This window comes from Gammaproteobacteria bacterium, from assembly GCA_035279405.1.
In the GTDB taxonomy this organism is placed as follows: domain Bacteria; phylum Pseudomonadota; class Gammaproteobacteria; order Natronospirales; family REEB76; genus REEB76.
The window spans coordinates 1-23,850 of record DATEHU010000010.1 but is presented as its reverse complement, the minus strand read 5'-3'; the positions used below and the strand labels follow the sequence as shown (position 1 = coordinate 23,850).

21 protein-coding genes are annotated in these 23,850 nt (G+C 62.2%); 10 read left to right on the top strand and 11 right to left on the bottom strand.

Translation table 11 applies throughout. The features are described 5' to 3' along the window. Nucleotides 1-194 precede the first annotated feature (194 nt). The gene (locus VJR90_00210) at nt 195-932 is read left to right on the top strand and encodes a 16S rRNA (uracil(1498)-N(3))-methyltransferase (protein HKV95903.1); all 738 of its coding nucleotides are present in this window, start codon (nt 195-197) and stop codon (nt 930-932) included. On the opposite strand, the gene VJR90_00205 is transcribed toward VJR90_00210, so the two are convergent. Genes VJR90_00205 through VJR90_00180 form a run of 6 tightly spaced genes read right to left on the bottom strand, consistent with a single transcriptional unit; the run spans nt 929 to nt 10,230 of the window. After that, nucleotides 929-1,438 (bottom strand): chemotaxis protein CheW, encoded by a 510-nt coding sequence (locus VJR90_00205; GenBank protein ID HKV95902.1) that lies wholly within the window; start codon nt 1,436-1,438, stop codon nt 929-931. The genes VJR90_00210 and VJR90_00205 overlap by 4 nt on opposite strands. 6 nt (nt 1,439-1,444) lie before the next feature. Continuing rightward, complete coding sequence (locus VJR90_00200; GenBank protein HKV95901.1) at nt 1,445-6,697, bottom strand: Hpt domain-containing protein; 5,253 nt, start codon at nt 6,695-6,697, stop codon at nt 1,445-1,447. A 26-nt stretch (nt 6,698-6,723) separates the two neighbouring features. Continuing rightward, complete coding sequence (locus VJR90_00195; GenBank protein HKV95900.1) at nt 6,724-8,802, bottom strand: methyl-accepting chemotaxis protein; 2,079 nt, start codon at nt 8,800-8,802, stop codon at nt 6,724-6,726. A gap of 56 nt (nt 8,803-8,858) precedes the next feature. Further along, entirely contained in the window at nt 8,859-9,413 is a 555-nt protein-coding gene (locus VJR90_00190) for a chemotaxis protein CheW (GenBank protein ID HKV95899.1), read from the bottom strand. Between the two features lie 2 nt (nt 9,414-9,415). After that, the gene (locus VJR90_00185; GenBank protein HKV95898.1) at nt 9,416-9,781 is read right to left on the bottom strand and encodes a response regulator; all 366 of its coding nucleotides are present in this window, start codon (nt 9,779-9,781) and stop codon (nt 9,416-9,418) included. Nucleotides 9,782-9,798: 17 nt separating this feature from the next. Beyond that, on the bottom strand, nt 9,799-10,230 hold the full coding sequence (locus VJR90_00180) for a response regulator (GenBank protein ID HKV95897.1): 432 nt from the start codon (nt 10,228-10,230) through the stop codon (nt 9,799-9,801). A 270-nt stretch (nt 10,231-10,500) separates the two neighbouring features. Here VJR90_00180 and gshB point away from each other — a divergent pair, with 270 nt between their 5' ends. The 6 genes from gshB to VJR90_00150 are packed head-to-tail and all read left to right on the top strand — an operon-like array spanning nt 10,501 to nt 15,303. Then, nucleotides 10,501-11,472, top strand: coding sequence for a glutathione synthase (gshB, locus tag VJR90_00175; GenBank protein ID HKV95896.1), 972 nt, complete (start codon nt 10,501-10,503; stop codon nt 11,470-11,472). After that, nucleotides 11,469-12,410, top strand: coding sequence for a TonB family protein (locus VJR90_00170; GenBank protein HKV95895.1), 942 nt, complete (start codon nt 11,469-11,471; stop codon nt 12,408-12,410). The genes gshB and VJR90_00170 overlap by 4 nt, the downstream gene beginning before the upstream one ends. Nucleotides 12,411-12,448: 38 nt before the next feature. Continuing rightward, nucleotides 12,449-13,006, top strand: a complete 558-nt coding sequence (locus VJR90_00165; GenBank protein ID HKV95894.1) for a YqgE/AlgH family protein — start codon at nt 12,449-12,451, stop codon at nt 13,004-13,006. Next, the gene (ruvX, locus tag VJR90_00160; protein HKV95893.1) at nt 12,999-13,454 is read left to right on the top strand and encodes a Holliday junction resolvase RuvX; all 456 of its coding nucleotides are present in this window, start codon (nt 12,999-13,001) and stop codon (nt 13,452-13,454) included. Before VJR90_00165 ends, ruvX begins: the two co-directional genes overlap by 8 nt. Beyond that, nucleotides 13,451-14,389 carry an aspartate carbamoyltransferase catalytic subunit gene (locus tag VJR90_00155; GenBank protein ID HKV95892.1) on the top strand — a complete coding sequence of 313 codons (939 nt, stop codon included), beginning with the start codon at nt 13,451-13,453 and terminating at the stop codon, nt 14,387-14,389. The genes ruvX and VJR90_00155 overlap by 4 nt, the downstream gene beginning before the upstream one ends. Further along, a complete protein-coding gene (locus VJR90_00150) occupies nt 14,386-15,303 on the top strand; it encodes a dihydroorotate dehydrogenase electron transfer subunit (protein ID HKV95891.1) in 918 nt (305 codons plus the stop codon). The genes VJR90_00155 and VJR90_00150 overlap by 4 nt, the downstream gene beginning before the upstream one ends. A gap of 63 nt (nt 15,304-15,366) precedes the next feature. On the opposite strand, the gene VJR90_00145 is transcribed toward VJR90_00150, so the two are convergent. The 5 genes from VJR90_00145 to VJR90_00125 are packed head-to-tail and all read right to left on the bottom strand — an operon-like array spanning nt 15,367 to nt 21,386. After that, the gene (locus VJR90_00145) at nt 15,367-15,867 is read right to left on the bottom strand and encodes a hypothetical protein (GenBank protein ID HKV95890.1); all 501 of its coding nucleotides are present in this window, start codon (nt 15,865-15,867) and stop codon (nt 15,367-15,369) included. Between the two features lie 45 nt (nt 15,868-15,912). Beyond that, nucleotides 15,913-18,021: a S9 family peptidase gene (locus VJR90_00140; protein ID HKV95889.1), complete on the bottom strand. Its 2,109-nt coding sequence runs from the start codon at nt 18,019-18,021 to the stop codon at nt 15,913-15,915. 47 nt (nt 18,022-18,068) lie between these two features. After that, on the bottom strand, nt 18,069-19,124 hold the full coding sequence (locus tag VJR90_00135) for a PilT/PilU family type 4a pilus ATPase (protein ID HKV95888.1): 1,056 nt from the start codon (nt 19,122-19,124) through the stop codon (nt 18,069-18,071). Nucleotides 19,125-19,162: 38 nt separating this feature from the next. Beyond that, nucleotides 19,163-20,320: a PilT/PilU family type 4a pilus ATPase gene (locus VJR90_00130; GenBank protein HKV95887.1), complete on the bottom strand. Its 1,158-nt coding sequence runs from the start codon at nt 20,318-20,320 to the stop codon at nt 19,163-19,165. Between the two features lie 22 nt (nt 20,321-20,342). Then, on the bottom strand, nt 20,343-21,386 hold the full coding sequence (locus tag VJR90_00125; protein HKV95886.1) for a type IV pilus twitching motility protein PilT: 1,044 nt from the start codon (nt 21,384-21,386) through the stop codon (nt 20,343-20,345). A 138-nt stretch (nt 21,387-21,524) separates the two neighbouring features. Here VJR90_00125 and VJR90_00120 point away from each other — a divergent pair, with 138 nt between their 5' ends. Genes VJR90_00120 through VJR90_00110 form a run of 3 tightly spaced genes read left to right on the top strand, consistent with a single transcriptional unit; the run spans nt 21,525 to nt 23,680 of the window. After that, a complete protein-coding gene (locus VJR90_00120) occupies nt 21,525-22,238 on the top strand; it encodes a YggS family pyridoxal phosphate-dependent enzyme (protein HKV95885.1) in 714 nt (237 codons plus the stop codon). 51 nt (nt 22,239-22,289) lie between these two features. Further along, complete coding sequence (proC, locus tag VJR90_00115) at nt 22,290-23,126, top strand: pyrroline-5-carboxylate reductase (protein HKV95884.1); 837 nt, start codon at nt 22,290-22,292, stop codon at nt 23,124-23,126. Beyond that, nucleotides 23,123-23,680, top strand: a complete 558-nt coding sequence (locus VJR90_00110) for a YggT family protein (GenBank protein HKV95883.1) — start codon at nt 23,123-23,125, stop codon at nt 23,678-23,680. The genes proC and VJR90_00110 overlap by 4 nt, the downstream gene beginning before the upstream one ends. Nucleotides 23,681-23,850 lie beyond the last annotated feature (170 nt).

Here is a 23,850-nt window from a genome sequence, read left to right as displayed (position 1 = left end):
GAGGCGTGAGGCGTGAGGCGTGAGGCGTGAGGCGTGAGGCGTGAGGCGTGAGGCGTGAGGCGTGAGGCGTGAGGCGTGAGGCGTGAGGCGTGAGGCGTGAGGCGTACAAAAGTGTTGACGTTGATTCATTTTCTGTCAATCTTCTTATCTTGACAGCTCACTCCTGACTCCTCACCCCTCACATTCTTTAAGCCATGCACATTCCCCGCATCTACACGCCCCAGCCGCTTGCGCCGCAGCAATCGCTGCTGCTGGAGCCGGGCGCTTCCAAACACGTGCTCACGGTGCTGCGGCTCAAGACTGGTGCGCCGTTAATCCTGTTCAATGGTTCCGGGCGCGAATTTGAGGCACGTCTCGACAGCGCGGAAAATCACCGTGCGCGCATATCCATTGCAGTCGAACACGCAGCACGCAGCGAGTCCCCGTTGCACATTACGCTTGCGCAGGGCATTTCCCGCGCCGAGCGCATGGATTACACGCTGCAAAAAGCCGTGGAACTGGGAGTCGCGGAAATCATCCCGGTGCTGACCGAACGCAGCGTAGTGCGGCTGGACGCAAAACAGGCGGCGCGTAAACAGCAGCACTGGCAGCAACTGGTCATCGCCGCCTGCGGACAGTCCGGCCGTGTGAGCGTGCCGCCAGTCGCTGCCTCACGGACACTCAACGAATTCCTCGCGACACCACCGCGGGGCGGATTGAGTTTGTTGTTGCATCCCGCGGCCGATGTGACGCTGCACGCGCTGGCCGCGCCGGCGCAAAATCAGGTGCGCTTGCTGGTCGGACCGGAAGGTGGGCTGAGCGAGACGGAAAGCGCCGCGGCGCAGCGCGCTGGATTTACCGCGGTGCAGCTCGGGCCACGCGTATTGCGTACCGAGACCGCCGCTCTGGTGGCCCTGAGTCTGCTGCAGGCCCGTTGGGGGGATCTGGCTTAGGAATTCAAATCGCGCGCATCGCCGGCGCTGCGCGCGCGCCGCTGTGGAATGGCGGCCAGCACCTTGTCTTCGATGGCTTCCAGATCCGGGATCACCGGCCGTTCGTTGGCCATGCGCACGCGGCACAGCACCGGGATGTCATCGCTGTAACTGTCCTCGTCATCCGTGCCCAGCACCGAGGCGTTGACGCGCACCAGATAGGGATAGCCCTGGGTCATGAGCGCCAATACCGGCGGGTCCATCTTTGTGCCGATGCTGTACAGCACCACGATGCGCGTGCGATTGGCACGCTCGGGGATCTTGCGCCCACACAGGCCCTCGAAGGAAACCAGCGGGATTTCCTGGCCCTGCCAGGTCGTCAGCCCCAGCAGCCAGTCGGGCGAGCCGCGCACCGGCAGCGGGCGCGCGTAACCCATGACTTCGGCCACCGACAGGCGCGGCAGGATGAGTTTCTCGCCGGCCAGCGGGATCAGCAGGCTGTAGAGTTCCTCAAGCGCTTGTGGCATGGGCACTCACTCCCTGCGGCCGTGTTGCGGGCGCAAGCGCCCCACCAGTGCCTGGATGGTCTCCAGCAACTCGTTTTCCTTGAAGGGCTTGCCCAGGTATTTGTTGACGCCGATCTCGAGCGCGCGGTTGCGGTGTTTCTCGCCGGTGCGCGAAGTGATCATGATGATCGGCACATCCTTGAAGCGCTCATCATTTCGCATGTGCTGCGCGAGTTCATAGCCGTCCATGCGCGGCATTTCGATGTCCAGCAGCATGACGTCGGGGTGGTTCTCCTGCAACAGCGCGAGCGCATCCACGCCGTCCTTGGCGGTCAACACGCGCATGTCGAAACGTTCCAGGAGGCGCTGGGTCACACGCCGCACGGTGATGGAGTCGTCCACCACCATGGCAAAGATGCGGGTGTCTGCTTTCGGCGGTTCGCGCTCCTGCAGTTCCGCGGCCTGCGTGAGGCGGCGGCTCAAGGCCGTGACGTCGAGGATCAGCACGATACTGCCGTCGCCGAGAATACTGGCGCCGGACAGGCCGCGGATGCTGCTCACCTGCGGACCCACTGATTTCACCACCACCTCGCGGCTGCCCTGCATGCCTTCGGTAATCAAGGCCAGGTTGGCGTTGCCGGTACGCACCAGCAGCAGCGGCACGGTGGTCAATTCGTCGGGGAACTGCGGCGCGCCGATGCCGAGCAACACGGACAAATGCTGCAGCTGGTAATGCCGGCCGCCGTAGGTGTAAACCGGTGCCTCGTTTGCCAGCAGACGCTCGAGTTCGGGACGCGGAATGCGCGCAATGCCCTCGATGCTCGGCAAGGGAATGGCGTAGGGCTGTTCCGCCATGGTCACCAGCAGCGCCTGGGTGATGGACAGGGTGAACGGCAGACGGATGGTGAACCTGGCGCCTTTCCCGGGCGTGGAATCAATGCGCAGGGCGCCGCCCAGTTGCTGGATTTCGTTGGCCACCACGTCCATGCCCACGCCGCGCCCGGCGGTTTGCGTGACCTTGGCGGCCGTGGAGAATCCCGGCTCCAGAATGTAGTTCATGATGTCGCGTTCGCTGGGCTTGGCGCCGCGCGCCACCATGCCCAGTTCTTCCGCCTTGGCGCGGATGGCGCGCAAATCCAGCCCGGCGCCGTCGTCGTAGACCTCGATCACCACTTCCGAGCCTTCGCGGCTGAGGGCGATGGTGACGGTACCGGCCGCGGGCTTGTGGTGTTGCCGGCGCAGCTCGGGCTTTTCGATGCCGTGCACCACGGAGTTGCGCAACATGTGTTCGAGCGGTGCCAGTATGCGCTCCAGCACCTGGCGGTCCATTTCGCCTTCGGCACCCTGGAAGCGGATCTCGGCCTGCTTGCCGGATTCGTCGGCGGTCTGGCGCACGACGCGGCGCAGGCGCTGCGCGTGCCGCGAGAACGGCACCATGCGCGTACGCATCAGTCCGTCCTGCAGTTCCGTGGTCACCCGCGATTGCTGCAACAACAGGGTTTCCGCTTCACGCGCCTGGTTGCGCAGCAGGCCCTGCAGACTCACCAAGTCGCCGGTGGACTCGCCCAGAGCGCGCGACAACTGCTGCAGCAGCGAATAGCGATCCAGTTCCAGCGGATCGAATTCGGGGTGATCGCGGTCGCCGCCTTCCTGCTGGAACTGATAAAGGATCTGCGCCTCGGTCTCGATTTCCAGCTTGCGCAACTGGTCGCGCAGACGCACCACGGTCTGCTCGAGCTCCGCGAGGTTGAAGTTGATGGAGTGCACCTGTTGCTCCAGGCGCGAACGGTAAATGCCGACCTCGCCGGAGTAATTGAGCGCGTTTTCCAGCAGATCGGCACGCACCCGCACCAGTTCATGCTGGATGCGCGAGCCACCGCGCCGGTCGCTGTCGCCGCCCAGCGCCGCTTCGGCGGCGGACACGTCTTCGGGCTCGGCAGCAGGTGTGGGCACGGGTTCACGCTGCGTGGCCGCCTTGCGCGGCTCCGGTTCCGCGTCCGCGTGATCGCCGTGCACCTGACGCAATTCCGCCACCAGATCGCCGGCATCCAGCATCGGCTTGTTGGCGTAGCTCTGCTCGAGCATGCGATGCAGGCGATCCACCGCGCGATTCAGCAAGGCCATGTATTCGGTGGACACGGGGATGCGCCCGTCCACCACGCCGGTGAGCACGGTCTCGAGTTCATGGCTCAGGTCGCCCATGGGCGCGAGGCCGGCCATGCGCGCACCACCCTTGATGGTGTGCAGATTGCGTTGCAACTGCATCACCAGTTCCGGATCGCCGGGCTTTTGCGTCCACTGGTGCAACGTGCCGTCAGTGGCTTCCAGCAGTTCGCTGGCTTCCTCGAAAAAGATCGCGGCCAGATCGGGATCGTAATCCTTGAGTTCGGAAAGCTGCACGTAACGTGGTTTTTCGACATGCATGGCCCGTTCACGCTTGCGCGGAGCTGCGCGTGCGCCCGCAGGTGCCGGCGGCTGCAGGGCCGCGACGACGCGCTTCAGCAGCGCCGCGTCCGCGGCGGGAACTTTGCTTCCGGCATTGAAGGTCGCCAGCATCCGGTGAGCCGCTTCCAGCACCTCGTCCAGAACCTTGAGGCCGCTCTCGGGCACGGCGCTATCGTGCGCACTCATGTCCATGAGGTAATGCTGCACCGGCTCGATCATCGTCGCGAGGCCGGTAACTCCGGCCATCGAGGCGCTACCGTGCAGCGTGTGCATGCCGCGGACCACGTCTTCGTCTGGCACGCGCTGTTCGGCATCGGCTTGGGCACGCTCCAGGAAAGCCGCGAACACCGCCAGATGTCCTTCCGACTCGCGTGCAAAAATGGATTGCAGTCGCGCATCGGCGGGCGTGGCGGCCGGCGGTTCCACTACGGCACTCGCTGCGGGACGCCGCGGGTGTGCCGGCGCCGCGGATTTGGCCGGCGCAGCTCCCGCGGGCGGCGCGACCGGAGGCAACTCCGGGCGCTCGCCGCGGCTGAATGCCGTGGCGGTATCCATGAGCGGAGCGATGTCGCTGCGCGGCGCGCTGCCGAATTCGAGCTGCGCCACGAGTTCCGGCAATGCCGCGATCCCGCGCTCCAGAAGACGGTACATGTCGTCCGATGGCTCGATGGTCTGTTCAATCACGCGATTCAGCATGTTCTCGAAGGACCACGCGAACTCGCCGATGAGGCGGGCGCCCACCATGCGACCGCTGCCTTTGAGCGTGTGGAACGAGCGCCGCACCGTGGTCAGTGCTTCACGGTCCGCGGGATTGGAACGCCAGCGCGGGAAATTGTCGCGCAGCGTCTGCATTTCCTCCTGGGCTTCCTCCAGAAAGATTTGCAGGATTTCCGGATCCACTTCGCCCAGCGGTACCACCGCGGGACCGGCGGCGGATGGCTGCGCGGACCTGGACCCCGGCGCTTGCGCTTCCAGCTCCGGTGCCAAGGCCGGTGCTTCGGCAGGCGGAATCACCACGCTCTCGATGGCGACGGTGCGCACCGGCTCGATGACGATGCTGTCAGCCTCCATCACCGAGGATTCCACGGACGTGGATTCCGCCTGCACCGCGCCGGCGGGCGGCGGGATATCGTCCTCATACATGCGCCCTACGGGGAACCCGAGGGCGGTCACACAGGCTTCGGCATTGTCCAGCATGGCTACCAAATTGCCGCGCCCCAACTGAATGGCTTCCAGATAAAACTCCACGCTCACGATGGCGTCCGCCATACAGTCGAGCTCGTTCTGTCCGGGGGCGGCAGATTGGGCGAGCAGGCGACGGCCGATATATTGGCGCACGCTCTCGAGCACCACGGCCATGCGCTCGAGTTGCAGGAATCTCAGGCTCGCCTGGATTTCGCGGATGCGCGCCGGCAATGGCTGCAGGCTTTTGGACTTGGCCGGATCATTCACGTATTCAACAATGGCTTCCTTGATGCGCGCCAGGTTGATGATGGATTCGCGGATGACGGCATTTTGCACATCCTGCAACTCGGAGCGCTCGGAGCGGGATTCGTCTGCGGCCTTGCCCGAGGGTGCGGGCGCAACCAGGCCCAGCATGGCCGCTTCCAGCCGGCCCTCGACACTCACAATGCCGCTCGCGATTTCCATGAGCGTGGCTTCGTCAGCAACGCGCTGGCCGCCCAGCACTTTTTTGAGATTGACACGCTCCAATTCGAGGGATTCGCGCAGCCGCCCCAGCCCGAGCACACCCAGCGTATCCGCGACCTTCTTCATCAGCGGATCCAGGGGGCCGAGTTCTGCCACGCCGGATTTGCCCATGCGCACGAAGATGTCGAGGGTGTCCTTGATGCGCGTGATGTCCTCCTTGACGGCGCTGGACACCGTGCGCATCAATTGCAGATTGGGTGCGGCAATCTGTTCGCGCGCGGATTCAACTTCGCCCGCGGCGGGCAGCAGCTCGCCGAGTTTGAAGGATTCCTTGATGGCCCCGATGCGCTGGCCCTTGTTGGTGGCGCGGCCGATGTAATATAGGAGATTGTTGACCAGTTCCTTGGCCGGATCTTCGGTGAGCGGGGCCTCGCCGCGGTCGATGAGGCGTTTGATTTGCCGGTCAACCTGGCCGAGAAGCTGCTTCAGGCTGACATCCGCCTGGATGCCGCCTTCGCGCAGACCCTCGATGACGCCGCCGACAATCCACCACAGCTCGAACACCGCCGGCGTGGTCGCCGCCTGCTCGAGCTTTTCCGCCGCCTCCGCCATGGCGGTGAGGTGCTGCTCGGCCTTATCGCCCTTGTACCAGCCGAGCAATGCCATCTGGAACTTGGGGCGCAGCTTGACGGCCAGGCTGCGAATGTCCACGCTGCGCGCCACCGCGGAGTGCCCGACCACGCTCGCGGAACGTCCCGCGAGGTTGTAGGCAAACAGCGCGCTCTCCGACAACAGCGGCTGGCCGCGCACCGTACGCAGATCGTTCAGCAGCGACAACAGCGCGAGCGGCATGTCGCGCCGTCCGCCGATCACCCGCTCCAGGTAATCGGGCAACTGCAGCATGGCGCGCACCAGCACCTCGAAGGCCGCATCGCTGCGCTGCACCTCGCCGGACTTGATGCCGCGCACCACGGATTCCATTTCCTCGGCCAACATGGCCGCGCCGTACACCTCGACGATGCGCAAGGTGCCCTGCACCTGATGCAGCAGATCCAGGCATTGATCCAGCGCCTCGGCATTGCCGGGCCGCTCGACATGCGCTTCGAGCGCCTGGCGGGCGCGCGCCAGCGTGTGATCAAGCTCGTTCTTGATCCACAACAGCGAGTCGGAGGCAGGCTGGCTCATGGATGAGGTGCCGCTTCAGCGCGCCTTCACGCGGCGCTGCTCTGCATTTCCTGGGACGGCGCAATAATCGTGGTTTCCTGGCCCACGCTCGTCGGCAGCTTGAAGCCGGCCACGGATTTGCGCATCTCCGTGGCCAGGGCCGCGAGCTTGCCGATGGACTGCGCGGTCGCCAGGGTTCCCTCGGTGGTCTGCGCCGTGATTTCGCGAATCACGTTCATGGTGCGCGTCATCTCGCCGGCGGTCTGGGCCTGCTGGCGCGCGGAATTGGAGATGTTCTGCACCAGCGTGGCGATGTTGTTGGCTACCTTCTCGATTTCGTTGAGCGCGGTGCCGGCGTTTTCGGCCAGTTGCGCCCCGCTCACCACGCCGGCGGTGGATTGCTCCATGGAGATCACCGCTTCGTTGGTATCGGTTTGAATGGTCTTCACCAGCGCTTCGATCTGGCGCGTGGCGTTGGCGGAGCGTTCCGCCAGCCGCTGCACTTCGTCCGCCACCACCGCGAATCCACGACCCGCTTCGCCGGCCATGGACGCCTGAATGGCGGCGTTCAAGGCCAGGATGTTGGTCTGCTCGGCGATGTCGTTGATGAGTTCCACGATGTCGCCGATTTCCTGCGAGGATTCGCCCAGACGCTTGATGCGCTTCGAGGTTTCCTGGATGGTCTCGCGGATGTTGTTCATGCCGTCAATGGTGCGGCGCACCGCTTCGCCGCCCTTGTGGGCGATGTCCACGGACTGTTGCGCCACCTTGGCGGAGCGGTCGGCGTTCACGGACACCTGTTCGATGGTGTGCGCCATCTGGGTGATGGAGGTGGATGCGGTAATAATCTGCTTGCTCTGGTTCTTGGACGCTTCGGCCAGATGCGTGGCGGTGGCCTGCGTGTGGCGCGCAGCGGCATCCACCTGCACCGCGGTGTCGTTGATGGTGCGCACCAGGCCGCGCAGCGCCTCGAGCGCGTAGTTGATGGAGTCGGCGATCGCTCCGGTGATGTCTTCCGACACGGTGGCTTGCACGGTAAGGTCGCCGTCAGCCAGCGAGCCGAGTTCGTCCAGCAGTCGCAGAATGGCCTGTTGGTTGCGCTCGGTTTGTTGCTGCTGCTGGCTGGCCGCGCGGCGCGCGTCGCCGCTGAGCACGTAGCGCCACAGGATAATCAACAGCAGCAGCAGGCCGAAGGCGCCGAGAATGTAGCCCAGGTACGGGTGATACAGGCGCCCGCCAATCTGGTCGCGGTAGCTGGTGGCGATGGCCTGAGTGGTGGTGAGCATCTGGCCGCCGAGATCATGCAGGCTGAGGTTGGCTTGGCGTGCCTCTACCAGTGAACCGATCATCGGGCTGAGGGCGCGCAGGCTGGCACCAAACTTGTCGTATTGGTTCTTGATATCGCGCAGCGGCGCACCCAGGCCTGGATCCGTAACCGCGGTCATGCCGAGCGGCGCGTCGCCCACCAGCGTACCCTGGGTGATGCGGTTGAAATTCTGGATGGCATCCGGCAGCTCCTGCTTCAGGGAGGCCGCGTCCCCGTTGCCGCCGCTCACCAGCAGATTGAGATCGCGCTGGATGAGCTGCCCGTAATACGGTTGCTTGGCCGCGTACACCAGCGTATTGCCCGCGCCGCGCCGCGCCAGATCATTGACCAGGGTATTCCAGGACTGCAGCAGGCCGGGCATGTTTTGATTGACGGCAGCGGCGGCCTGATTCGCTGCCAGAATGGCGTCACGGCCCGCAAGGATCGGCTCCAATGCGGTGCGCGCCTTTTGCCACTGCTGCTGCAGCACATTGACTTCCAACAAGGTATCGCCGCTGGCCGCAGGCAGGCCGCTCTGCACATCCCCCTTCTGCAGGATGTTGATGCCGCTATCAAATTGCTGACGCATGTCCAGCAGGCCCTGAAAGGCGCCATGCTTGCCGGCCAGAGCCTGATCCGCGGTTTGCACCAGCAGCTGCGACTGCACGGCTTGGCGCGTGATCAGCGCCGTGAAGCGGGCGTCCTGGGCGGAATTGCGCCCTACCATCACCATGTTCCAGACCGCCAAGCCGATCAGAATCAGCGCCAGTATCAGCAGCAGATACAAAGCCTTGTAGGAACGTTTCTGTGTCACAGCCATGTTGATCACCCTGCCAAATTCAATTTAAAAACCCGCTTGCGCAGCACCCTGCATCATCAGCGCGCCGCGTCCAGAAACGTCTGGCTTTCCACCAGCGCCTGTACTCCCAGCACTCCCCAAATCTGGTCGCCGGCGTCGTAGGCGCGGCCGATGAACGGCATCATGCCCGGCGAGATGTCCGGCATCGCCGACACCTGTTCAGACGCGACGAAGCGCCGGAATCCACGCACCTCATCCACCAGCAGCCCGGCGGGAATGTCCGGGTGATTCACCATGATGACCCGCGCGTTGCGCCCGATGTTGGTCGGTGTGCCGCCAAAGAAAGCATTCAAATCGGTGATCGGCAACAACTGTCCGCGCACATTCGCCAATCCCAGCAGCCAGGGTTTGGCCCCCGGCAGTTTGGTGATGCCCGAGAACGGCAGCACTTCACGCACCTCGGTGCGTGCCGCCACCAGAAAAATATCTCCCACGCGAAATCCCACACCGACCCATTCTTCCTGACTGCCGCTCTCACGACCGCGGCCCGACGCCACGACACGGCTGCGGCGTTCGAGCTCCTGCAGGAGTTCGAATGGTTGCGCGCGCAGTTCGTCGAGTGCGGTAGTCATGTTCAGGGACGGGTGACTTCACGAATCTTGTCGACCACCTGCTTTTCGGTGACCGGTTTTGGCAGGTACGCGACTGCGCCCTGACGCATGCCCCAGATCTTGTCGGTTTCCTGATCCTTGGTGGTTACCATGACCACGGGTATGCCGGAAGTGTCCGGGTCCTTGGACAACTGACGTGTGGCCTGAAAACCGCTCATGCCGGGCATGACCACGTCCATGATGATGGCATCGGGCTTTTCCTCGCGTGCCTTGCGAATGCCTTCTTCGCCGCTTTCGGCGGAAATGGTCGCAAAACCGTTTTTTTCCAGCCACGTCTTGAGCACGTGCACTTCGGTGGGGGAATCGTCAACGATGAGTACGGTTGCCATTTTTGCCTGTCTCCAAATTACGCGTTGCCAGACACCTGTTGGCCGCCTGCCGGTCGGCGCACATGGTGATGAATCGCGTTCACCAGCTCATCCTTAGTGAACGGCTTGGTCAAATACTGTTCGGAACCCACGATGCGACCCCGCGCGCGGTCAAACAGCCCGTCCTTGCTGGACAGCATGATGACCGGCGTGTGCTTGAAAGTCTGGTTGTGCTTGATCAGGGCGCAAGTCTGATAGCCGTCGAGGCGTGGCATCATGATGTCCACGAAAATGATGTCCGGTTTGTGGTCGGCAATCTTGGACAGCGCCTCGAATCCGTCCACCGCGGTGAGCACTTCACAGCCTTCCTTCGCCAGCAACGTTTCTGCGGTGCGACGAATAGTCTTGCTGTCATCGATCACCAGGACCTTGAGGCCCTTGAGATCGCCGTCGGCATTTTTGCTGGCCACTCGAACCTCCCACCCATGACTCACCGCCGGGCGCAGTGCCACACCCGTTTGGCGCGCCATATTAACCGCAACCCGCGCGCCAGCCCGCGGCCATGCTGGATACCGCCGGGCCCCCGGTCCCGCAAAGCGTCCGGCAGGCCGAAGCCGGCCGGCTGACGCTCGTTCTGGAGGGCGCGCTATTGAAAGTTTTAGCATAAAATCACACCTTAATCCATTGAAAGCAATGAGACTTTACCTAGGTTCCCGGGATTCACGGCTGACAGGTATGGCATGCCTCAGGCAAACATAAAACTCGGCGTGGTCATGGATCCCATCGGGTCCATCAAACCCGCCAAGGACACCACGCTTGCCATGCTGCTCGCAGCGCAGACCCGCGGCTGGGCGCTGCATTATTTCGAGCCTCAGGACCTGTACCTCCGGGACGGGGAGGCCCGCGCCCGCAGCCGCCTGTTGAGCGTACGCGATACGTCCCAGAACTGGTTTCAATGGGGCGAATCACAGGACTTGGCGTTGGCTGCGCTGGACGTCGTGCTGATGCGCCGGGATCCGCCCTTCGACATGGACTACATTTACAGCACCTACATCCTGGAGCGCGCCGAGCACGCCGGGCTGCTGGTGGTCAACCGTCCACAGGCGCTGCGCGACGCCAATGAGAAGGCCTACACCGCGTGGTTCCCGCAGTGTTGCCCGCCCACGCTCATGACCTGCGACATGGGGAGAATGCGCGCCTTCCTGCACGCGCACGGCAAAATCGTGGTGAAACCGCTGGACGGCATGGGCGGGACTTCGGTGTTCGTGCTCACGCACGACGACCCCAACGTCTCGGTGGTCCTCGAGACCCTGACCGACAACGGCACGCGCCTCGGCATGGCACAACAATACTTGCCGCAGATCAGCGAAGGCGACAAACGCATCCTGCTGATTGATGGCGAGCCGGTGCCCTACGCCCTGGCGCGCATCCCGGCGCCGGGCGAAGCGCGCGGCAATCTCGCCGCCGGCGGACACGGCGTGGGCGTGCCCTTGAGCAAGCGCGACCGCTGGATATGCGAGCAAGTGGCTCCGGCACTCAGGCAGAAAGGCTTGCTGTTCGTGGGCCTGGATGTCATCGGCGATTACCTGACGGAGATCAATGTCACGAGTCCCACTTGCGCACGCGAGCTCGACAAACTCTACGGCCTGGATATCGCCGGCCAATTGATGGATGTTATCGCGCGCAAGCGTCGCGGGGTTTCACGCACATGAACGCCGCCGTGCCGCAGACGCCTCACATCGCAGCGCGCGACCGCCTCATCACCACGCTGTTTTTTGCCGTGCTGGTGCATGCCATCGTGATTCTCGGCATCGGCTTCACCGCGGACAAACCCGGTGGCGGCTCCACCCTGGAGGTGACGCTGGTGCAAACCCGCAGCGTGGTGCCGCCGTCGCAGGCGGATTACATCGCGCAGGCGAATCAACAGGGCCAGGGCAACACCAAGAAGTTGGTGCGGCCGCAGAGTCCGTTGTCCATGCCCGCGGCGGCCAACAACCCCGGCCTGCCGGAAGGCGAAGACCTGCTCAGCAATCCCGGGCGCGGCCGGGGTGCAAGCGACGCGCATGGCTTGAGCAGCGTCGCCGACAATCAACACACCGCAGTGACGACCGCCGCCTACACCGCTCACTACGCCAATGCGCGCGCCACCCCCTCCCCGCAAAGCCCGAGCGCGCGCGTACTGGTCGCACGCCTGCTCACGCAGGGTGACGACGCGCTCATGCCTACCGACGATCCCGTACAGTTGCCGCTCGCCACCAGCCCGACGCCGCGCGAGGCATTCGTGTCCGTGAATGCACGCGCTTCGCGTTATGCCGAATATCTGGATGCCTGGCGGCGCAAGGTCGAGCACATCGGCAATCTCAACTTCCCGCCACAGATCCGCGCCGAACATTTGTCCGGCTCACTGGCGCTCGAAGTTGCTTTGAATGCCGATGGCAGCATTCGTCACCTGATATTGACCCAACCCTCGCGCTATCCGCTGCTCGACCAGTCCGCAATCCACATCGTGAAAATGGCGGCGCCGTTCGCGCCGTTTCCCGCGAGCTTCCGCAAGGACACCGACGTGCTGCGCTTTGTGTACGTATGGCGTTTCAACAGCGGGCGCCTGGACACGCAGCGCAGCGGCCTGAAACTGCCCGCACCGCATTGACGCTTGTGCACTGTGCGGGTCATGCGGATACTATCCGCATGGTGCAGGACTTTCTCGGCAATCATTTTCTCGTGGCGATGCCCTCGCTCAACGATCCCAATTTCCAGCAGAGCGTGGTGTACGTGTGCGAGCACAGCGCCGGCAGCGCGCTCGGCATTGTCATCAATCGTCCGAGTAGTGTGGTATTGGGCGATATCTTCAAGCAGCTTTCCATCACCGTGGATAACCCCACGCTGGCGCAGTATCCGGTGTTTCAGGGCGGGCCGGTGCAGACCGACCGCGGCTTTGTCATCCACGAACCCCCCGGCGCCTGGGATTCGAGCCTCAAGCTGGGCGGTCTATGTGTGACCACCTCGCGTGACGTGCTGGCCGCGCTGGCACGCGGCGAGGGACCCAGCCGGACCCTGGTAGCGCTGGGATATGCCGGCTGGGGTGCGGGACAGCTGGAAAGCGAACTCGCGGCCAACTCATGGCTAAGCACGCCGGCGGACAAGCGCATCATTTTTGAAACACCGGTGGCGGAACGCTGGCAAGCGGCCGCGCGCCTGATCGGCGTGGACATCGCATTGCTCTCGGGTGATGCCGGGCATGCCTGAGGGCGCGTTGCGCGCGCTCGGCTTTGATTTCGGCCTGCGTCGCACCGGCGTAGCCGTCGGACAGACTCTGAGCGCGAGCGCCACGCCGGTGACGGTGCTGAAGATGACGGATGGCGTACCGGACTGGAGCTTGATCGACGGGTTGATAAAGGAATGGGCGCCGGACCGGCTGGTGGTGGGACTCCCGTATACTATGCACGGTGGTGAACAGGACATCACAAGACGTGCACGTGCCTTCGCGGCGGAACTTGAACGGCGTTATCCCTGTCCGGTGCTGACCGTTGACGAGCGCCTGTCGTCCAAGGAGGCCGAAGCGCGTCTCAGGGAATTGCGCCAACAGGGCCGCAGGCGCGTGCGCCGCGAAGACATAGACTGCGCCGCCGCCTGCGTGATCCTGGAAAGCTGGTTTCACTCGCAACATCGAACAAGCACAACTAACTCCGCATGACTGGCAAGCACGCTGAGCCACCGCAACGCCTGCAACACCTGCTGACGCTTGCGGGTTTGCCGCAGGCCGTGCTGCTGGCATTGCTTGAGCGCGCCGCCGAATTGCGCGTGCCCCCCGGTGAGCCGGTGCGCCAGCACGCCTTGCTCTGTGGCAAAACCATCGTCAATCTGTTTTTTGAACCGAGCACGCGCACGCGTGCCTCATTCGAACTGGCGGCGCGACGTTTGGGCGCCGAAGTCCTGACGCTCGACATGGCGTTCTCCTCGACTGTCAAGGGCGAGTCGCCTCTTGACACCTTCTACACGTTGCAGGCCATGAACACCGACCTGTTCGTCGTGCGGCACCGGGAACCCGGCGTGCTGCAAACGCTGGCGCAGCACGCACTGCCGCAGGTGCACGTGGTGAGTGCCGGCGAAGCGCACGTGTCGCACCCGACACAGGGATTGCTGGACGTGTTCACCATCCGCCAGCACAAAAAGAATTTTGACCGCCTTGCGGTCGCCATCATCGGCGACATTCGCCATTCGCGGGTGGCGCGCTCGGCGGTACAGGCTTTGCGCATGCTGGGCACGCGCGACATCCGCTACGCCGGCCCGGCTGAGCTGCTGCCCGAGGATCTGGAAGGCGAGCGATTTACCAATCCGGACAAGGCAATCGCGGGCGCCGACGTGGTGATGATGCTGCGCATCCAGAAAGAGCGCATGCAGGCGGGCTTGTTTCCCGACGCACACGATTACTTCCGCCGCTACGGTCTGGACGCAGCGCGCCTCAAGCTCGCGAAGCGCGACGCCATCGTCATGCACCCCGGCCCCATGAACCGCGGCGTGGAGATCGCGCCGGAGGTGGCCGACGGCCAGCAGTCGGTCATCCGCGAACAGGTTACCAACGGTGTGGCGGTGCGCATGGCGGTGCTGGCAACGCTGCTGCAGAAATGAGCGCCACCCTGCCCGCCGGAAAACGCGTGCCCGACAAACCGCATCGCGGCACGATCTTTCTGGAGGACGCAACGGTTCTCGAGCAGGAAGCGTTCGCCGGCCAGCAATACCAGTTGCGCATGCTGGCGCCGCGTTGTGCGGCGGCCGCACAGCCAGGTTGTTTCGTGCATCTGAATTGTGACGCGGCGCTGCCCATGCGCCGGCCGATGTCGGTGATGCGCGCATCCACGGCGGACGGTTGGGTGGAATGCCTATATAAGGTGGTGGGCGAAGGCAGCCGACTGCTCGCGCAACGCCGGCGCGGCGACCGCATCAGCCTGCTCGGGCCCATAGGCCGGCCGTTCGTGCCGCACGCCGAACGTCCGCGCACGCTGCTGATCGGCGGCGGCGTGGGAATACCGCCGATGATTTTCCTGGCCGAAACGCTGCGCGCCGACGCGCGTGCGCGCTGGCAGCCGCTGGTGCTCATGGGCTCGGAGGTGCCGTTTCCCTTTGCGGCGCGAGCGTCGGCCATTGCTCTACCAGCCATGCCCCAAGGCGTGACGGCCGGCATGCCGCTCATGGAGGAATGGAAAATTCCCAGCCGCCTTGCGAGCCTGCAAGGCTATGCCGGCTGCTACCAAGGTTACGTTACCGAGCTGGCACGCCATTGGTTGCGCGGACTCAACAAGAAAGCCCTGGCTGAAACCGAAGTTTTTGCATGCGGTCCCACGCCGATGTTGAAAGCCGCGGCGCATCTCGCCCAGGAGTTCGACCTGCCGAGCCAGGTCTCGCTCGAGGAATTCATGGCCTGCGCGGTGGGTGGCTGCGCCGGTTGCCCGGTGGAGGTACGCACGCTCGAAGGGCCAGCGATGAAACGCGTGTGCGTGGACGGCCCGGTATTCGACGGCGCGGCGGTGTTTCCAGCAGATTAGATCGGGAACGTCGTTAATCAATTAAAGACATACAAGGCACCCACCTTCCCACGGCCTGCCTACTCATGGAGTAACGACAGGATAGCCAGCAAGTTTGGGATACTGGTCTTTCAGCATCTTCTGGAAAGCACTCCATTCATAATTCTGATCCACGTACACTTTGCCGTTATAGCCGCGTGGCGCAAGGTTACCGCTGTAGGCAATCTTGCCGGCGATGACATAGAAACACACCCCGTGCTTCGGATCGTCCTGGGTGATGGAGTAATTTCCGGAGCTGAAACGGGTTACGCAATAGCTACCAGCCGGCACGATGAAAATATAAAGATGTACACCTACATCCACATGCTGAATCTTGATGGGGGGTGCTTTGTCGTTGTCAGCGGACTTGATGTAGAACGCGTTGAGCGGATCCAGCGAGTCGATAACCACGGCGGCGATGCCCTGACCAGGCTGAAGCGTAATCTCCTGATCCGGCTGCACGGGATCCAGGCCGCAACCTGCGAGTAACACTAGCAATCCAGCCAGCATTGAAATCGATATTGACCGAGAAACGTTCATAGTCATTACCTCCCTAGTGCCCTTGTTTGCGAAGGAACCTGAGAGCCATATTTAACGCGTCACACCCGGCATTGTGCCGATACGCGAAGGCGCGGCGCCGGTATGGCGTCCGATGTATTTGTCGAAAAAAGCGAGCAGGCGCGTATAAAGTTCGAATCGATCCTCCGGCTTTCTGAAACCGTGCGCCTCGTACGGGTAGAACAAGACTTCATATTTCTTGCCCACCGCATCCATGGCGGCCATAAGCTCTTCCGCGTTATCCGGCACCACGCGTTGATCCTTGCCCCCATAAGCGATGAACACGGGCACCTTGATCCTGGCCGCATTGAAAACCGGTGAATATTCTTTTAACTCAAGTTCATTATTTCCGTTTACGATTTCGAGGTAATTACGGCCGTAGGCGGAGCGATGCACGTCACCGTATTTCGCTTCCAGAGTCAAATCATAAACGCCCACGTAGCCGGCTGCACATTTGTATAAACGAGGAAAGCGGATCACGTTCTCCAACGCCGCGTAGCCGCCGTAACTTGCTCCATATATGCAGATACGATTCGGGTCGGCGATGCCTTGTTTCACGGCCCATTCCACTGCGTCCGCCAGGTCGTCCTGCATGGTGGTGCCCCAATTGCGGTAACCCAAGCTCTGGAATTTCAGACCGTAACCGCCCGAGCCACGAAAATTCACCTGCAGCACTGCATACCCACGGCTCGCGAAGAACTGAACCTCCGGATCCCAACCCCAGAAATCGCGCATGTTGTGCGGCCCGCCATGCGGTAACAGGATAAGCGGCAGCTTCTCTGACGGTTTCCCTCGCGGTTCAGTGAGGTAGCCATGGAGCGTGAGGCCATCCCGGGCTTGCAGGGTCACGGGCTGCATGACAGCCATCTTGTCCGGATCGATCTGGTCCAGCGTACTGAATAGAATGTCCGCTTTAAGGGTCTTGCGGTTGAACAGATAGTAATCGCCTGGGTTCCGGTCGCTCCCGACGTACACGATCATCGATGCGCCGTCCCGGGTCGCGCTTGTAACGTTGACTTCCTGCCCAGGGAACGCCTGTCTCAGAGCCAGCAACACTGCGGTTTCAGAGTCTTTCTGATCGATGACATGCAGCTGTGGCAGGCCAGGGTAGGTTTCCACCGCGATGATCTTATGCCGGTTATCGGCAAAATCACCGTAGATGTATTCGGCTACGTCAAAGTTAGCGCTGGAATACAAGAGCTGTTTGCTCATGTCCGCCGGATTGACATTGAACAGCCCGATTGTGCTGTCCGCTGTGCGGCCACGCCAGTAAAACGTCTTGCCATCCTGAGCCATACCCAGCGGGCCCGTTTCTTCGTCTGCTGGGTCAAGGCCTTTGTAAAGCGCGCTTATATCCTGCCAATTGGCGGCGTCTCCGGCATCGCGGTAAAAGAGCTGTGAATCCCCATTGAGTTTCTTCACACCCCACGCAAGCCGCACCTGTCCGTTCGCGTCACCCAAGAAGCCACCGCCATAGGTCGGCGAAGTAGTCACCACCCGAACATCGCCGGAGTAGACATCCACATCCAATGCCTGCATGCGCGTACTGTCTGTTGCCCATCCATCAACCAGCACGTGGCGGGCATTGCTATTAGGTATGAACAACATTCCATCGAACATGTATTCCTTCTGGGGACCTTTATCGGCTTCATTGCGCCGGATATGTGTGAATTGTGCAGTTGAATCCGGTACCGGCTTGTCACCGGCTGTCTGCGCAACGTTCTTGTTAGGCATGCGCCCAAGAAGTTGCATAGACTGGGTCGCATCCACGTTAATTGCATACAGAGAGCCATCCGGTATGGCAGCTGACAGGGCGCCCGTCCGGGTAGCAGTCGCGATCAGGACACGCTGATCATTGGCCCACCAGAACTTCCAGATTTCGCGTGTGGCGGCCACCCTGAAATTCACCTTGGGCTTCCGATCGTCGGTTCCGATTATCGCGAGAACCTTGCGGTTCTCGCCGGTCTCGTCATCCGCCACCACCATGGCGAGATATTTTCCGTCGGGCGAAATCTGGACATCTGAAATCTGCGGATAGGAAAAGAACGCCTGCACCGGCGGCACGGTGGTATCGGCCGCTTGCGCCGCAACCAGCGCCAAAGCACCAAACGCAAAGAACAGCGGAATGGACTTCCAGCTCATGACCCCCCCGCGCGTTGTCCCCAAACAGTCTGCGCTTTACCGCGCCATCAACCGAAATTGATCTTGGCCTCGAGATTGGCGCGCGAATCCGCATTGCGCAGGGCTTCTTCCATCCCGATGCGGTCGTCCTTGTAAAGCCGGTGCAGCGCTTCATCGAAAGACTGCATGCCGGGCTCGGAGCTTTCTTCCATAGCCTCGCGGATCAGGTCAATCTTGCCCTTGAGGATGAGATCGGCGATGTGCGGCGTGTTCACCATGATTTCCACCGCCGCGATGCGCCGCCCCTGCTTGCCCATGACCAGGCGCTGCGAAACGATGGCGCGCAAATTGATAGACAGGTCCAGGAGCAACTGTTTGTGCATCTGGTCCGGGAACATGTTAATGATGCGGTCCATGGTCTGGTGCGCATTGTTCGCGTGCAGCGTCGAAATCGCCAACTGGCCGGTGCCCGCGAGCTGAATCGCGGATTCCATGGTTTCGCGGTCGCGGCACTCGCCGATCACCACAATGTCCGGCGCCTCGCGCAAGGATTGCGTGAGTGCATTGGCGTACGACAGCGTGTCCTGGCCGATCTCGCGCTGATTGATGATGGACTGCGCGTTCGTATGGTTGTATTCGATGGGATCCTCGATGGTGAGGATGTGCGAAGCCTCGTTCTCGTTGCGGTAGCGCATCATCGCAGCGATGGTGGTGGACTTGCCGGAACCGGTGGCGCCCACGACCAGAATCAGGCCGCGCTTCTGCATGATGAGTTCCTTGAGCACCTCGGGCAGTCCCAAGTCCGCAAGCAGCGGCACGTCCGACGGGATATAGCGCAACACCATGGCCACCTGGCCGCGCTGCAGGAATACGTTGACGCGGAAGCGCCCCGTGCCTTCCTCGACAATCGCGAAGTCGGATTCGTGCTTGACCTCGAAGGCACGCGCCTGCCTTTCATTCATGATGCCGTAGGCGGCTTCACGCACCATGTCGGCGGTCAGCTTGGTTTTGCCGACCGGCATCTGGTGGCCTTCGATCTTGATCTTCACCGGTGAATCGCTGGTGAGATAGATATCCGAGGCCTTCTTCTCGACCATGAGCTTGAGATAGGGACTGAGGTCCATGAGGTATCCGCTGTTTGTGGCCAGCCCAGGGCCGTGCCTTAGAATTTCTGGCCGCGGCCGGGATCGATGATGCTCAAATCCTCGATGCCTTCCTCCAGCGAGCGTTTCTCGCGCTTGCTTTCAAGCTTGACGCGCAGGCGCAGCTCGTTCTGGGAATCGGCGTTGCGGATGGCGTCCTCGTAGCTGATCAGGCCTTGCTCGAAGAGCTGGAACAGCGACTGGTCGAACGTCTGCATGCCGAGCTGGCCTGACTTGGCCATGATCTCCTTGATCCCGGACACATCGCCCTTGAAGATCAGGTCCGCGATATACGGAGTGTTGATCAGGACTTCCGCAGCCGGAATCCGGCCCTTGCCGCCCTGACGGCGGATCAGGCGCTGCGAGATCAACGCGCGGATGTTGAGCGACAAGTCCATGAGCAGTTGCTGGCGGCGCTCCGGCGGAAAAAAGTTGATGATGCGGTCGAGCGCCTGGTTCGTGCTGTTGGCATGCAGCGTAGACAGCACCAAGTGGCCGGTTTCGGCGAAGGCCACGGCGTAATCCATGGCGTCACGATCGCGGATTTCGCCGATGAAAATCACGTCCGGCGCCTGGCGCAGGGTGTTCTTGAGCGCGATGTCCCAGGACTCCGTGTCCACGCCGATCTCGCGTTGCGTGACCACGCAGTTGATGTGCGGATGCACGAACTCGATGGGATCCTCGATGGTGATGATGTGATCCTTGGAATTCTTGTTGCGGTGTCCGATCATGGAGGCAATCGAGGTGGACTTGCCCGAGCCGGTCGCCCCCACGAAGATCACGATGCCGCGCTTCGCCATGACGACGTCTTTCAACACCGGCGGCAGGCCGAGTTTGTCGAAATCCGGAATCTCGGTATTCAGGGTACGCAACACCGCACCCGTGCGCCCCTGCTGCACGAAGGCGCTCACACGGAAGCGCCCGATGCCCGGCGGACTGATGGCAAACTGGCATTCCTTGGTGGCATCGAATTCCTTGGACTGGCGGTCGTTCATGATCGCGCGCACCAGCATGCCGGCTTGTTCCGCCGTGAGCGCTTTCTCGGTCACGGCGCTCACCTGGCCATCCACCTTGATGGCCGGCGGGAACCCCGTGGTGATGAACAGATCCGAGCCCTTGCGCCCCACCATAGCGCGCAACAGATCCTGCATGAATTTGATGGCTTGATCTTTTTCCATGGCTCGCTCCGGAGAACCCTACTCAGACAAACGCATCTTTGTTGACCGCGTACACTCGCGCCTCGTCCTTGGTAATCATGCCCTTGCGCACCACTTCCGAAAGATTCTGATCCAGTGTGACCATGCCGCTGGCCTGTCCGGTCTGAATGGCGGAATACATCTGGGCGATCTTGTTCTCGCGGATCAGGTTGCGGATCGCAGGCGTGCCGATCATGATTTCGTGCACCGCCATGCGCCCACCGCCGACCTTCTTGCACAGCGACTGCGAAATCACCGCGCGCAGGGATTCCGAAAGCATGGCACGCACCATGTCTTTTTCGGCCGCCGGGAACACGTCCACCACGCGGTCAATGGTTTTGGCCGCGGAACTGGTGTGCAAGGTACCGAATACCAGGTGCCCGGTTTCCGCGCCGGTGAGCGCCAGACGGATGGTCTCGAGATCGCGCATCTCGCCCACCAGGATGGTGTCCGGGTCTTCGCGCAGCGCCGAGCGCAGGGCTTCGTTGAATCCCAGCGTGTCGCGATGCACTTCGCGCTGGTTGACCAGGCACTTCTTGCTCTCGTGGACGAACTCGATGGGATCCTCAATCGTCAGAATGTGGCCGAATTCGGTTTCATTGATGAAATTGACCATGGCCGCGAGCGTCGTGGATTTGCCCGAGCCCGTCGGCCCGGTAACCAGCACCAGACCGCGCGGTTGCTGGGCGATTTCCACGAAAATCTTGGGACAGTTGAGATCCTCGAGGGTCAGGATCTTGGATGGAATGGTGCGGAATACGGCCGCCGCGCCGTGCTGCTGGTTGAAGGCATTGACGCGAAAGCGCGCAAGGTTGGGAATCTCGAACGAGAAATCGCACTCCAGAAACTCTTCAAAGTCCTTGCGCTGCTTGTCGTTCATGATGTCATAGATCATGTCGTACACATCCTTGTGCTCCAGCGCCGGCATGTTGATGCGTCGCATGTCGCCGTCCACGCGGATCATGGGCGGCACCCCCGCCGAGATGTGCAGGTCCGAAGCCCGGTTCTTTGCGCTGAAAGTCAGCAACTGGGAAATATCAAAAGCCATAGCACTCCCCTGGAGGTATCAGCGTACCCGGCGCTGGGCCGGCGGACGGCCGTCACTGCACGGTAAATGTAGTATAGCTAAACGCCTGACGGCCCCGGTCGCCGTAACCCGCCCGAGCGCAACAATACCCATACCCGCATGACGCCTGCAACCCCGGAAATCATTGCTCAAAACTTGGCCCGGGTGCACGCGCGCATGTTGGCTGCTGCGAACCGCGCCGGGCGCGACCCGGGCGCGGTGCGCCTGCTGGCCGTCAGCAAAGCGCAGCCGGTCGAGGCCCTCATCGCCGCACGGGCGGCCGGCCAGAAAGATTTCGGCGAAAGCTACGTGCAGGAAGCGCTGGCGAAACGGCGAGATCCGGGACCGCTCAGCGGAGTAATTTGGCATTTCATCGGTACGCCGCAGGCCAACAAGACCCGGCTGGTGGCGGAAAATTTCGACTGGGTGCACACCGTAGACCGGCGAAAAATCGCCCAGCGCCTAAACGATCAGCGCCCTACCGCATTCCCACCGCTCAACGTCTGCATCGAGGTCAACCTCGGCGGCGAAGCCAGCAAGTCCGGCATCTCACCGGGACAACTGGCGGCACTTGCTGAATATGTCGCCGGCCTGCCGCGCCTGCACCTTCGCGGCCTGATGACCCTTCCTGCGCCGGAAACCGATCGGGAAAAACAGCGCACGCCGTTCCGCCGGCTGCGCGAACTGCTGGAAATGCTGAATGTCCGCGGCTACATGCTCGATACCCTGTCCATGGGCATGACTGCGGATTTCGAGGCGGCGATCATGGAAGGCGCCACGCTGGTGCGCCTGGGTACGGCGATTTTTGGCGCGCGTGCGGCAAAACGTTCCTGAAATAACCGCCCGCCGCTATCCTATGCGGCTCTTGTCCGACGGGAGCACCGCGTGAACTTCAACCCTCGCATCTCGTTTATCGGTGCCGGCAGCATGACGCGCAGTCTTATTGGCGGCCTGTTGCGACGCGACTTCGTCGGAGCGGATATCTGCGCCGCTGATCCCGATGCCCGGCAGCGCGAAACCCTGCAACAGCAGTTCGGTGTCATGACAACTACGGACAATCTGCATGCGATCGCGGATGCTAGCGTCGTGGTATTTGCAATCAGGCAGCCAGAGATGCGTGCAGCGACCCAAGCGCTGGCCGCGGCGCTGGCGCGCACGCGGCCATTGATTGTCTCGGTTGCCGCGGGCATCCGCGAACCGGACATCCGCCGCTGGCTCGGGTATGACGCCGCCATCGTGCGCGTCATGCCGAACACTCCGGCGCTTATCGGCGAGGGTGCCGCAGCGTTGTATGCCAATCGGTTCGTCACGGTGGAACAACGCGCTTGCGTGGAATGCATGCTGAAGAGCGTAGGCCTGGCACTGTGGGTGGACGACGAGAATCACATGAATGCGGTTACGGCCGTGTCCGGCTGTGGGCCGGCGTATTTCTTTTTGGTCATGGAGGCGATGGAAACCGCCGGTCGTAAACTCGGCCTTGCGCCGGAGTTGGCGCGTGCGCTGGTACTACAAACCGCTTATGGTGCGACACGCAGGACGCGCGAATCTGGAGCAGCACCAGCTGACCTGCGCAGGCAGGTCGCCTCACCCGGGGGCACTACTTTCGCCGCGCTCAACGTATTGGAAAAAGCGGGTATGCACGAGCTTTTCCTCCAGGCGCTCACCGCGGCACGCGATCGCGGCGTGGAGTTATCATGTGAATTTGGTGGAGACGCACCATGATCGGCCGTGGGACCGAAGCCCTGGTCTTTGTCATCAACGTGGTGCTGGGGTTGTACACCGCCGCGGTGCTGCTGCGCTTCCTGCTGCAGTGGGTGCGCGCGGATTTCTACAACCCCATCTGTCAGGCCATCGTCAAACTCACCAATCCCCTGTTGCTGCCATTGCGGCGCGTGGTCCCGGGCTGGCGCGGACTGGATTTCGCGGCCGTGGTGCTTGCCATCATCGTGCAGATCATCAACGTGATACTGGTTATCGCGCTCGTGGGCATTGCGCTGGCCGCGCCGTGGATCATCTGGTGGATTTTCCTCAAACTGGTTTTCGTGCTGGTGAACCTCTACTTTCTCACCATCCTGGTGGAGGCAATATTGAGCTGGGTGAGCACCGGACCGCGCCATCCGGTGGCGAGCCTGCTGTGGAGCCTGAATGCGCCGTTGCTGCGCCCGGCACGCAGACTGATTCCAACCATCGGCGGACTGGACCTCTCGCCGCTCGTGGTGCTCATCCTGCTGCAAGTCATCAACATCCTGCTGCCGTTGCCTTGGCCGTTACGCTGAACAAAAAGCACAAAAACCACGGCTTTTTCGCGGAAAACCCTCACACTTTTGCCCACCGTGTGCTAGATTTCGCGGCGTGTTTCGCACCGCCATCCACAGGAGACCTAAATGGCTGCAATGAAAAAGGCTGCTTCCAAACCCAAGGCCAAAACCGTGGCCAAGGTCGTCAA